This window comes from Microbacterium sp. Y832 (assembly GCF_057669765.1).
Genome location: NZ_JBYHFM010000004.1, coordinates 296,250 through 308,216 on the forward strand (window position 1 = coordinate 296,250; position 11,967 = coordinate 308,216).

Here is an 11,967-nt window from a genome sequence, read left to right on the forward strand (position 1 = left end):
AGACTTCGTTCCCCCAGCCGCCCGCGGATACGTCCGCCCGACGACTATTGAGGAGGGCCGCCCTTGCTGCTCCTCCTCGGCGCGTTCGCGGTCGTCCCGATTCTGCTGCCGTGGCTCGTTCACCGCATCGGTCCGCGCGCTTTCTTCGCCGCGGCTCTGTTGCCGACCATCGCGTTCATCCACGCGGCGATGCAGGCACCGATCGTTCTCGCCGGGGGAATTCCGTTCGAGACATATGACTGGATCCCCACGCTCGGGATCCAGTTGTCGATGCGCATGGACACCCTGTCGTGGATCATGACGCTCATCGTCACGGGCGTCGGCGCGCTCGTGATGTTCTACTGCCGCTGGTACTTCGGGGGCAAGAGCGAGGGCCTCGGCCAGTTCTGCGCTGTGCTGCTCGCGTTCGCGGGAGCCATGTACGGGCTCGTGCTGACCGACGACCTCGTCGTGCTGGTCATGTTCTGGGAGCTCACGAGCGTCCTGTCCTACCTGCTCATCGGGTACTACAACCGACGCGGCGCAAGCCGGCGTGCGGCGCTGCAGGCGCTCCTGGTCACGACGCTCGGCGGTCTCGTGATGCTGATCGGCGTCGTCCTGCTCGTCGTGCACGCCGACACCTCGAGCATCTCGACGATCCTCGCCGAAGCGCCCACGGGAAACATCGTGAACGCGGCGCTCGTGCTCATCCTGGTCGGGGCGCTCAGCAAGTCGGCGATCTTCCCCTTCCACTTCTGGCTGCCCGGTGCGATGGCGGCGCCGACGCCGGTCAGTGCCTACCTGCATGCCGCGGCCATGGTGAAGGCGGGCATCTACCTCATCGCTCTCTTCGCGCCGATCTTCGCGATGGCCCCGCCGTGGCGGCCCATCCTCGTGGGTCTGGGCACCCTGACGATGCTCCTCGGCGGCATCCAGGCGCTTCGCGAGACCGACCTCAAGCGCATCCTCGCGTTCGGCACCGTGAGTCAGCTCGGCCTCCTGACTCTCGTGCTCGGCTACGGCATACGCGACACGGCGCTGGCAGGACTTGCCCTTCTCATCAGCCACGCCCTGTTCAAGTCATCGCTGTTCCTCATCGTCGGTGTCATCGACCGGCAGCTGTCCACGCGTGACATCCGCGAGCTGAGCGGCGTGGGCCGCCAGGCCCCGGCACTTGCCACCGCTGCGATCGTCGCGGTGTCCTCGATGGTCGGGATGATCCCCACGATCGGCTTCGTCTCGAAAGAAGGCGCGCTGGCCGGATTGCTGTACGAGGCGATGGCGGGCGAGCCGTGGGGCATCGTCGCTCTCGTGGGGATGTCCCTGGGCTCGGTCATCACGGCCGCCTACGGCGTCCGGTTCGTGTGGGGCGCGTTCTGGACCAAGAAATCCGCCGCGCCTGTCGCCGCGGGAGCCCGTCGTGCCGAGAAGCGCGTCGAGGTCGCGATGCCGCGCACGGAGTGGCCTCATCCCCCCGTCGGCTTCGTGCTCGCCCCTGCCCTCCTCGCCGCGCTGACTCTCGTCACCGGTTTCGGGGCGCCGTTGCTCGATGTGGCGCTCTCGGGCTACGCCGACCTCTCCCCGACGGCGACACCGGGCATCACGCCGCCCGAAGGGGTCGCGCACCTCGCCCTGTGGCACGGCTTCGAGCCGGCGCTGTGGATCTCGATCGGCACCCTCGTGTTCGGGTTCCTGCTGTTCTGGGTCACCAAGCGCGGTTTCACGCGCCGCGTGCTCCCCTTCACATCGGCCGATGTCTACAACGGCGTCCTGCGCGGAATCGCGCGCGTCTCTGTGCTGACGACGAGCTTCACCCAGCGCGGATCGCTCCCCGTCTATGTCGGCACGATCTTCGTCGTGCTGATCGCCGCCGAGACCACGGCGTTCGTGATGGGCGGGGATTGGGTCATCAGCGTCGACGGATGGCACACCCCGATGCAGCTCGTCGTGGCGCCCGTCATGATCATCGCCGGCATCATCGCCGTACGTGCCCGCAAGCGGTACACGGGCGTCGTGCTCGTCTCGGTCACCGGCTTCGGCATGGTGCTGCTGTTCGGAACGAGCGGGGCCCCCGACCTCGCCCTCACCCAGATCCTCGTCGAGACGGTCACCCTCATCGCGTTCGCGCTCGTGCTGCGGCGCATTCCGTCGCGCATGGGAGAGCACAACGGCTCGGTGCAGCCGGTCATCCGGGCGGTTTTGGCCATCGCGGTCGGCCTCACGATGGCCGCCGTCGCCCTCATCGCGACCGGTGCTCGTGATTCCGTCCCCATCTCGAATGAGTTCCCCGACCTCGCGTACGAGATCGGCCACGGACAGAACATCGTCAACGTCGCCCTCGTCGATCTGCGTGGCTGGGACACGATGGGCGAATTGTCGGTGCTCATCCTCGCCGCCACCGGCGTGGCATCCCTCGTCTTCGTGACGCACCGCGCCGACACCCTCTCGCTCGTGACGGCCCTGCCCGCGTTCTCGAACCGCACGCGTCGCCCCCTCGTCGAGACGGACGAAGGCGTCCGCCCGCGCACGGCGGCCACATCCGGTCGGCGTCAGGCCTGGCTCGTCGGCGGGCAGCGGGTGAATCCCGAGAACCGCTCGATGATGCTCGAAGTCATCGTGCGGATCCTGTTCCACACGATCATCATGGTCTCGCTGTACCTGCTCTTCGCCGGTCACAACCTGCCCGGCGGCGGTTTCGCCGGGGGACTGGTCGCCGGCATGGCGCTCGTCATGCGCTACGTCGCCGGCGGACGCTACGAACTCGGCGCGGCAGCACCGGCCGATGCCGGTCGACTGCTCGGCGTCGGGATGGCGCTCGCCGTCGGCTGCGCGATCGTGCCGCTGTTCTTCGGCCAGGCTCCGCTGACGAGCACGGTGTTCGAAGCCGACCTCGTCTTTCTCGGCCACGTCGAGTTCGTCACCTCGACGCTGTTCGACGTCGGTGTCTACCTCGTCGTGATCGGACTCGTGCTCGATGTGCTGCGCAGCCTCGGCGCCGAGGTCGACCGGCAGACGCAGGCCCTCCTTCGACAGGCTCAGACCTCCGGCGAACCGGGTCAGGAACCGCGTGGGCAGGGGGTGACCGTCTGATGGGCAACTCCGGAGGGTACGACGTGAGCCTCGTGCTCGTCATCATCATGGCGGCGCTGTTCGCATGCGGTGTGTACGCGATGCTCGAGCGCAGCCTGACGCGCGTGCTCATCGGATTCCTGCTGCTCGGCAATGCGGCGAACCTGCTGCTGCTCATCGTGATGGGCCGGCCCGGCGCCGCACCGTTCTACGGGGCCGCCGACTCGGTCGATGAGCTGTCCGACCCGTTGCCGCAGGCGCTGACGCTCACGGCCATCGTCATCACGTTCGCCGTCTCGGCGTTCCTCCTCGCGCTCATCTACCGGTCGTGGCAGCTCGGCCAGGCTGACACGGTGCTCGACGACGAGGCCGACGTCGAGGTGCGCGAGCGCAGTGCCGAAGCCGAAGACGTGCTCGATGACGAGACCGAGATCGAGGACGAAGACGACGACGTGACGACCGACTTCATCGGCAGTGAGACGGCGCCCATCACGGTGCTCGGCAGTCGCGACGTGCCCGCGCTGAAAGACGACGCCCCCCTCGACCGGCCCGGTCGCCCGACGGGAGGTGACCTCGGATGAGTGCCCTCGTACCGCTGCTGGTGACGCTGCCCCTGCTCGGGGCCGCCGTCGCACTCATCGCCGGCCGTCACCGCAAGACGCAGGTCTTCGTGTCGATCGTGACGCTCACGCTCGTTTTCGCCATCGCCGCGGTGCTGCTGGTCACCGTCGACCTGACCGATCAGCCGATCGCCGTCTCGGTGGGCGGCTGGCCGATCCCGTTCGGCATCGTGCTGTACGTCGACACGCTGTCCGCGCTTCTCGTGGCGGTCTCGAGCCTGGTCCTGCTCGCGGTCCTGCTCTTCTCGGTCGGCCAAGGCGCCGTCGACAACGACGACGAGACTCCCGTCTCGATCTTCCACCCGTCGTACCTGATCCTCGGCGCCGGCATCTTCAACGCCTTCATCGCCGGTGACCTCTTCAACCTCTACGTCGGCTTCGAGATCCTGCTCGTCGCGTCGTATGTGCTCATCACCCTCGGCTCCACCGAGTCGCGCATCCGCACGGGTGTCGTCTACATCGTCGTCTCACTCGTCTCGTCGATCCTCTTCCTCGCGGCGATCGCGGTGATCTACGGCGCGCTCGGCACCGTGAACATGGTGCAGATCGCCGAGCGGATGTCCGAACTCCCGCAAGACACCCAGCTCGTTCTGCACCTGCTGCTGCTCGTCGCGTTCAGCATCAAGGCGGCGGTCTTCCCGCTGTCGTTCTGGCTGCCCGACTCATACCCGACGGCGCCCGCGCCCGTCACGGCCGTCTTCGCGGGCCTGCTCACCAAGGTGGGCGTCTATGCGCTCATCCGCACCGAGACGATGCTGTTCCAGGACAACGATGTCAACGTGCTCCTGCTCATCGTCGCTCTGCTGACGATGATCATCGGCGTTCTCGGTGCGCTCGCGCAGGCCGAGTTGAAACGCATCCTGTCCTTCACCCTCGTGAGCCACATCGGCTACATGATCTTCGGACTCGCGATCGCGACGCCTCTCGCGATCGGCGCGACGATCTATTACGTCATCCACCACATCGTCGTGCAGACGACGCTGTTCCTCGCCGTCGGATTGATCGAGCGTCGAGCAGGCAGCACATCGATCCTGCGCGTCAAGGGCATGATGCGCGCGGCGCCGATCATCGCCGTGCTCTACTTCATCCCGGCCGTCAACCTGGGCGGGCTGCCGCCGTTCTCGGGCTTCATCGGCAAGTTCGCGCTCTTCGACGCCGCCGCCCAGGTCGGAACGCCGCTCATGATGGTGCTCATCGTGAGCGGCATCGTGACGAGCCTCCTCACCCTCTATGCGCTCATGCGGGCGTGGAACCTCGCCTTCTGGCGCGAAGACGACGAGTTCGCCGAGGCCGAGGTCGAGGCGCGCGTGTCCTACCTCGGCGGAGCGCCCGCCGCGAAGCTGCAGACCGAGCGCCGCGCCATCCCGCGAATCATGACGACGGCGACGGCCGGCATGGTCGCCGTGACGGTCGCGCTGACGGTGTTCGCCGGTCCGCTCTACGCACTCTGTGCGCGAGCCGGTGAACAGCTGATGAGCCCCGTGACGATCATCGATCTGATCGAGGAGGCGCAGCAGTGAGCCCCGACTCCCGCCCCGCCTCGGTGCTCTCGCAGCTGTGGCGCCAGCTGCCGTTCTTCATCTGGCTCATCGCCCTGTGGATGCTGCTGTGGGGTCAGTTCTCGTGGGTGTCGTTCATCACGGGGCTCGCGGCGGCAATCGTCGTCACGCGGTCGTTCCGTCTGCCGCCGGTCGAGCTGTCGGGCCGGATCAATCTCTGGTACGGTCTCGTCTTCATCGTGGTCTTCGCGTTCTCGGTCGTCGCCGGATCGCTCATCGTCGCGTGGCAGGTCATCAACCCGCGTCGCCAGCCGGGGGCCGCGATCATCGCCGTGCCGATGATGATCGATGACGACCTCATCATGACGCACACCGCCGTCACGTGCTCGCTCATCCCGGGGTCGCTCATCATCGACGCCGATCGTGATCGCGGCATCCTCTACCTGCATGTCATCGGTGTGCACAACGCCGCCGACGTCGAGAAGCAGCGCCAGGACGTGTATGCGTGGGAGCGCCGTATCGTGATGGCGGTGGGCTCGCGCGCTCAGGTGCAGACGATCCGGGATGCCGACGCCCGTGCCGTCGCGATCGGAGGCGCCGCATGAACGCCCTCCTCATCGCCATCTACGTCATCTTCGGCGTCTCGGCGCTGCTGACGATGTGGCGCATCATCATCGGGCCGTCGATCCTCGACCGAGCCGTCGCTTCCGATGTGCTCATGACGCTCGTCATGTGCATGCTGGGCGCCGACATGGCGATCAATCAGCACACACGTACGCTTCCGGTGCTGCTGATCATCGCCGCCGTCGGCGTCTTCGGTTCGATCTCGATCGCTCGGTTCGTCGCGAGAAGAGATGGGCAGCGCTCATGACCGCCGACCAGTGGATCGACCTCGCGGTGTACGTGCTGATCCTGTTCGGCGCGCTGCTGTGCCTCACGGCCGCCATCGGCATCCTGCGCTTCCGCGACGTGCCGACGCGTCTGCACGCCGCGACGAAGCCGCAGGTGCTCGGGCTCATCCTGATCTGCCTCGCCATCGCGCTGTCGCTGCGTTCGTGGCCCGTCGTGGCCTTCCTCGCGCCGATCGTCCTCGTCCAGCTCGCAACCGCGCCGCTCTCGGCGCACATGGTCGCCCGCCAGGCGTACCGCAACGGCACGATCCAGGAGTCTTCGCTCTACACCGACGAACTCGCCGCAGCGCGCCAGACACCGCCGGCAGCCGGAGGCTGACCGCCGGCATCCGTCACGATGCCGGCGTCAGTGTCAGGGTGTGGGCCGTCACGGCGTCGACGGCGTCGGCGCTGAACGCCCACGGGGTGAGGGCGGCCTGCTGCCAGGTCTCGGTCTGATCGACGTAGTTCGGGTGGAAGGTGTGCCCGCTCGCGCCGGTGAGATGGTTCCACTGCGAGGCGTCGAAGTCATCGAGATCGATGACCATGCGCATCGAGGGGACCGTCGCGGTGGCGAAGCCGGAGCCGAGGCTCCAGCCGGTCGCGTTGACCACCGATGCACCGCCGCCCACGGGATACGGTCCGCGGTTGAACAGCATCTCGATCGGTGCGATGCCCGACGAGCCGAACGTGTCGCTGCGCAGGGGGAGCGCGTGCAGCGCGCCCCAGTTCCAGCGTGCCGGGTTGTCGGTCTGCAGCTCGACGAGGCGCTCGTAGGCGTCCTCGGCCGTGCGCGTGAGCATCTCGTTGCTCGTCGAGACGCCGAGGGCGTCGTTCTGCCACCACGTGGACTGCGGATCCTGCAGGATCTCGTCGACGAGCAGGAACAGCCGACCCTGGCTGCCGACGGGGAGCGCCTCGTCCCGCCCGCGCACGAACAGGTTCTGCACGAGCTCGTCCCACAGCACGTTCGCGTAGGCGGCGGCTGCGGAGTCGGCGTTGTTCTGGGCATCCCACGAACGCAGCAGGTCGATGGCGGCGTCGGGTCCTTCGCGGCCCGTCGACAGATCGTGGAATGCCGCGGCGAGGCGCTTGCCCATGAAGAACTCGTTGTCGGCCTGGATGCTGCGCATGTCCTCGAGTGTCAGCTCGCCCTCGGCCGACTTGCGCTCGATGAGGTGCTGGATGCGGGCGGCGCGCCAGCCGTAGTCCCAGTCACGTGTGAGGAAGTACTCGTAGTCCGCGCCGACGACGGCGTTGTTGGCCGTCACGATGTAGCCGGTGGACGGGTTGTACACAACGGGCAGGTCCTCGAAGGGGATGTAGCCCTGCCAGTCGTATGCCGAGTCCCACCCGGGCTGCGGCAGCCAGCCGTCGCCCGCGCCGCGGAGGGGCAGCTTGCCGGGCGTCTGGTAGCCGATGTTCCCCTCGACGTCGGCATAGACGAGATTCTGCGCGGGCACATCGAAGAGCGACGCGGCGTGGCGGAACTCCTCGAAGTTCTGCGCGAGATTGAGCTCGAAGATCGCCGTCGCCGTCGATCCGGGGTTCAGCGCCGTCCACTGCAGCGAGACGGCGTACTCGCCATCCGGTGCATCCGTCGGAGCCGCGCCGTCCCCGACACGGGGGTCGTCGGCGATGCCGGTGAAGTCATCGGTCAGGCCCGACACGATCGGCCCGTGCCCGGTCGAGCGGATGACGAGCTCGACGTCGTCGCCACCGGCGACCTTGACGGTCTCGGTGCGCTCTTCGAGGGGGACGAGCTCGCCGTCGCGCCAGTACTGGTCGCCCTCGATCTTCTCGATGTAGAGGTCGGCGACGTCGGTCGTCAGGTTCGTGAAGCCCCACGCGATGCGGTCGTTGTGCCCGATGATGACGCCGGGCACGCCCGAGAAGCCGAAACCGGCGACGTCGAACGGGCAGTCGGTGGTGATGGTGTCGCAGCGCAGCGCGATCTGGTGCCACACGCTGGGGAGCGCCGCACCGAGGTGCGGGTCGTTGGCCAGGAGCGGCATCCCGCTTTCGGTCAGCTCTCCCGAGACGACCCACGAGTTCGAGCCGATGCCTTCGCCCGTGTCGCCGACGAGGGCCGCGACGGCTTCGACGACGCCGTCGACCTCGGTCCACTCGATCGAGGCGGTGGCGACCTCGACCTCGTCCGAGGCGCCCGTGCTCGGGGCGGGAGCTTCGGAGATCGTCGGCACGATGACGGGGTTCCGATCGAAGGGGTAGCCGGGGTAGAGCTCGGCCAGCTGGGTTTCGTCGAGCTCGGTCGCCAGGAGGGCCCGCGTCGTCTCGTCCTCGAGGTTCGAGCGCAGGTCCCAGGCCATGGCCTTCAGCCATGCGACCGAGTCGGCCGGCGTCCAGGGCTCGATCTCGTAATCGGGGTTCTGCAGCCCGAGCACGGCGTACTCGAACGATGCGTCTGCGCCGTCGTTCTCGGCGAGATAGGCGTTGACGCCCTCGGCGTACGCGTCGTAATAGCTGCGCGTCGTCTCGTCGAGCGCCTCGACCTCTTGCTCGGCGATCTCGCGCCAGCCCAGGGTGCGCAGGAACTTGTCGGTGCCCAGCTGCGATTCGCCGAACAGCTCGGCGACGCGTCCGCTCGTCACGTGACGACGGAAGTCCATCTCCCAGAAGCGGTCCTGGGCGTGCACGTAGCCCTGCGCGAAGAGCAGGTCGTCGGTGCTCGAGGCGGTGATGACGGGGATGCCGAGTTCATCGCGCTGCACCGTGACATCGGCGCCGACTCCGGCGACCTCGATGACGCCGTCGCGTTGCGGGAAGGAGCGCTGGATCGTCCAGACGAGCACTCCGGCTGCGATGAGGGCGATGACGGTCACACCGGCGATGACGCCGAAGACGCTCTTGCCGATGATGCGACCGACGGAGCGGCGCTTCTTCTCGGGCTCGGGCTCGGGCACGGCGTCGGAAATGACGGGATCAGTGACGGTATTCGTCATCGAAGGCTCTCCACGGCTCGGGCAGCAGGTGCGCCGTGTCATCCACGACGAGCCTCAGTGTCACCTTTCGGGTCGGTGTCACCGTCGAGAATCGTAACCCCGCCGACGCGAGGCGTCGAATAATCCGGAGGAATTGTGCAAAGTGGTGCTCAGCGCACCGGATGCCTGTGATTCATCCGGAGTTGTCGACGCCGCTGAGTGTCAGTCGGTGCCGAAGTCGAACGCGGCGCCCTCGGAGGCGGCCTCGGTCGCGTCGGCGAGCTCCTCGCTCGCGGCGTCCTGCGCCTCGACGTGCTCGGTGATCTCGCCCGCTTCGCCGGCGTGCACGCTGCCGCTGCGATGTCCCTAGCTGATGATGCTGGGCTCCAGATCGCGCAGCGTCCGGTGGTGGGTCTGCCTGGTGACCCCGATCACGGTCGCGATGATCGCGACCGCGAACCATCCGCCCAGCACCAGCAGATCGGTGCCGACGCGAGCGAGATCGCCGCCGTACATGAGCTGTCGGAGCGCATCCACCACGTAGCTCATGGGCAGCAGGTGATGCACTTCGGCCAGGGGCGTGGGCAGCGTCTGCCAGGGGAAGGTGCCGCCCGCGGTGACCAGCTGCAGCACCATCAGGACGAGCGCGAGGAACTGCCCGACCTCGCCGAGCCAGATGTTCAGCGCCAGGATGATCACCGTATAGGTCATCGACGCCACCACCAGGATGCCGAGGGTGGCGGCCGGGTTCGCGAACCGGAAGCCGAGTGCGAGCGAGAGGACGCCGAACAGCCCTACCATCTGGATCGCGCCGAGCAGCGCCGGCGTCGCCCAGCCCGCGAGGGACACGCGGAAAGGCGAGTGCAGAGCGGTGACCGCACGGCGGGAGACCGGCTTGACGATGAGGAAGAGCGCGTAGACGCCGATCCATGCCGCCAATGCGGCGAAGAAGGGCGCGAGTCCCGCACCGTAGTTCTGGGCTTCGGCGAGGGTCGTGGTATCGGTCGCGACGGGATTGCTGAGGGTGGTCGCCTGCTTCTGCCTGGTCGCCTCATCGCTGTCCGGCAGCTGCGCGACACCGTCCGAGAGCCCGGACTCCAGTTGGGACGCGCCGTCGGCCAGCTCGACGAGCCCGCTGTCCAGAGCCGACGCGCCGTCGCGCAGGCGTGCGGCTCCGTCGGCAGCCGTGCCGGTGCCGGTGGCGAGCTCCGCGCTGCCCGCAGCGACCTCCTGCGCCCCGGAGGAGAGCCGGTCGATCTGGCCCACGGCCGTCTGGACGCGCTGGTCGACCTCGACGATCCCCTGGCCGACGGGTTCGAGGCGCTTGAGCACCTCGTCGATCGTCGCCTGGTCGAGGCCGGCCGCTGCGAGCCGCTGGGCGATGTCGGCACGCAGCTTCGGAAGGTCGGCCACCGCGGTCGAGGCGGCCGCGCCGATGCGCCGCGCAATCGCGTCGATCTCCTCCGTGCCGGCCGCGACCTGGCTCGCACCCGCCGCAAGGCGTGCGGCACCGTCGCGGAGCGTCACCCCGCCGTCGGCGAGTTCGGCCGCGCCGGAGACGAGCTGGCTCGACCCGGACTGCGCCGTGCCGAGACCGTCCACCAGCTGCTGCGCGCCGCTGGCCGCTTGGACCAGCTGCACGCGGATCGTGTTCAGGTCGTCGAGGACAGTGAGTCCGGCTTCGCTGATGACCTCTTCGGCCACCGTGGACTGGATCCGCTGGATCGCCTGGTTCCCGATCGTGGTGGCGAGGTAGTTGTTCGCGTCGTTGGTGCGCAGGATCAGATCCGCTTGGTGCGGATCGGAGGAGTTGATCGACGCGATGGCGGAGGAGAAGTCGGCGGGGATCTCGATGGCGAAGTCGTACGTCCCCTCGTCCAGCCCGGTGTTGGCGGTCGCGGCATCCACCCGCTGGAAATCGAACGTGGCGTCCTTGACCAGCTCGTCCGCCACTTCGTCGCCGATGTTGCGCGCGGTTCCGCTGATCTCCGCCCCGGTGTCTTCCACGACGAGCGCGACGGGGATCTCCGCCAGCCGGCCGTACGGGTCCTGATTCGCCCAGAGGTACAGCCCGCCGTAGAGGATCGGCACGATCAGCAGCGCCAGCAGTGCGAGCAGCGACATCGGGGTGGAGACCAACCGGCGGAGCTCCGCGAGGATCATCTGCGGGATCTTCATGATCGCCCCTAACGCGGTGGTCGTTGCGGCGTCGATCCCTGGATCACGGGCACGGTGGGCTCGCCGCTCTGCGCCCAGGCGGCCTCGCGTTCCTCGTCGGCGCCGAGGGCGGTGTCGAGGGCTGCCTCGGCCTCCGCGATCTCCTGAAGGTGCCGCTCGTGCAGGATCGTCCACTGCGACGCGCGCCCGGCGATCACCAGCACGGCCAGGCCGCGGTCGGCGAACTCCTGCGCGAGCCGCCACCAGGCCAGGGGCTCCCCGCCGTGGCGGTCGGGAGCGACCAGGACGAATCCCTTCACCCCCGCGCGCAGCACCGCGAGCTCGCACAGCACGCGCAGTCGCGCGGGGGGCTCCACGTTGGCGATCGGGGTCGTGGCGAGCGATCGCAGGCCGAGTCCGTCCAGCCAGTGCAAGGCGGCCACAGGATTGGACCGCCGGCCCGCGAACATCAGCTCCTCTTCGACCACGCCGAGCAGCAGCACGTTGGAGTCGGGGTCCGACACGTTGGGAGCGTCCACCAGGGCGACGCTCTTGCGCAGGGCCTCGGCATCCTCCCGCCCGTCGATGGTGACCGTGCCGGAGTCCGGGCGCATGCGCCCCGAGGCGAGCAGGCCGAGCACCGTCGGGCGCTGCTCCGTCTCCGCGGCCGCCAACTCCGCCCGGCCGGTCTCGTAGGTCACCGAGGTCTCGGGGAGCGCCCGGGCCTTTCGGCCCTTGGACACGCGGCGCAGCTCGACGCGCATCAGGCGTCCTGGTGAATGTCCGGCTCCGCGCGGGTGATGATCACGGC

At 68.2% G+C, this 11,967-nt stretch carries 10 protein-coding genes; 6 read left to right on the forward strand and 4 right to left on the reverse strand.

Annotated elements, in window-relative coordinates; all coding sequences use genetic code 11:
• The first annotated feature begins 63 nt into the window (after window positions 1-63).
• From AC25YV_RS10005 to mnhG, 6 genes are read left to right on the forward strand one after another with little or no spacing between them, the layout of a single operon-like run.
• Window positions 64-3,069: a Na+/H+ antiporter subunit A gene (locus AC25YV_RS10005; RefSeq protein ID WP_488123691.1), complete on the forward strand. Its 3,006-nt coding sequence runs from the start codon at window positions 64-66 to the stop codon at window positions 3,067-3,069.
• On the forward strand, window positions 3,069-3,629 hold the full coding sequence (locus AC25YV_RS10010) for a Na(+)/H(+) antiporter subunit C (protein WP_488123692.1): 561 nt from the start codon (window positions 3,069-3,071) through the stop codon (window positions 3,627-3,629). Before AC25YV_RS10005 ends, AC25YV_RS10010 begins: the two co-directional genes overlap by 1 nt.
• Window positions 3,626-5,188 carry a Na+/H+ antiporter subunit D gene (locus AC25YV_RS10015; RefSeq protein ID WP_488123693.1) on the forward strand — a complete coding sequence of 521 codons (1,563 nt, stop codon included), beginning with the start codon at window positions 3,626-3,628 and terminating at the stop codon, window positions 5,186-5,188. Before AC25YV_RS10010 ends, AC25YV_RS10015 begins: the two co-directional genes overlap by 4 nt.
• Complete coding sequence (locus AC25YV_RS10020; protein WP_488123694.1) at window positions 5,185-5,772, forward strand: Na+/H+ antiporter subunit E; 588 nt, start codon at window positions 5,185-5,187, stop codon at window positions 5,770-5,772. The genes AC25YV_RS10015 and AC25YV_RS10020 overlap by 4 nt, the downstream gene beginning before the upstream one ends.
• Window positions 5,769-6,038, forward strand: coding sequence for an MrpF/PhaF family protein (locus AC25YV_RS10025; RefSeq protein ID WP_488123695.1), 270 nt, complete (start codon window positions 5,769-5,771; stop codon window positions 6,036-6,038). Before AC25YV_RS10020 ends, AC25YV_RS10025 begins: the two co-directional genes overlap by 4 nt.
• A complete protein-coding gene (mnhG, locus tag AC25YV_RS10030) occupies window positions 6,035-6,397 on the forward strand; it encodes a monovalent cation/H(+) antiporter subunit G (RefSeq protein WP_488123696.1) in 363 nt (120 codons plus the stop codon). The genes AC25YV_RS10025 and mnhG overlap by 4 nt, the downstream gene beginning before the upstream one ends.
• A 13-nt stretch (window positions 6,398-6,410) precedes the next feature.
• On the opposite strand, the gene AC25YV_RS10035 is transcribed toward mnhG, so the two are convergent.
• The 4 genes from AC25YV_RS10035 to AC25YV_RS10050 form a co-directional block, all read right to left on the reverse strand.
• Entirely contained in the window at window positions 6,411-9,020 is a 2,610-nt protein-coding gene (locus tag AC25YV_RS10035; RefSeq protein ID WP_488123697.1) for a penicillin acylase family protein, read from the reverse strand.
• A gap of 201 nt (window positions 9,021-9,221) precedes the next feature.
• Window positions 9,222-9,347, reverse strand: coding sequence for a hypothetical protein (locus AC25YV_RS10040; RefSeq protein WP_488123698.1), 126 nt, complete (start codon window positions 9,345-9,347; stop codon window positions 9,222-9,224).
• An 18-nt stretch (window positions 9,348-9,365) separates the two neighbouring features.
• On the reverse strand, window positions 9,366-11,177 hold the full coding sequence (locus tag AC25YV_RS10045) for a YhgE/Pip family protein (RefSeq protein ID WP_488123699.1): 1,812 nt from the start codon (window positions 11,175-11,177) through the stop codon (window positions 9,366-9,368).
• Window positions 11,178-11,185: 8 nt separating this feature from the next.
• Window positions 11,186-11,920 carry a hypothetical protein gene (locus tag AC25YV_RS10050; protein ID WP_488123700.1) on the reverse strand — a complete coding sequence of 245 codons (735 nt, stop codon included), beginning with the start codon at window positions 11,918-11,920 and terminating at the stop codon, window positions 11,186-11,188.
• Window positions 11,921-11,967: the final 47 nt, after the last annotated feature.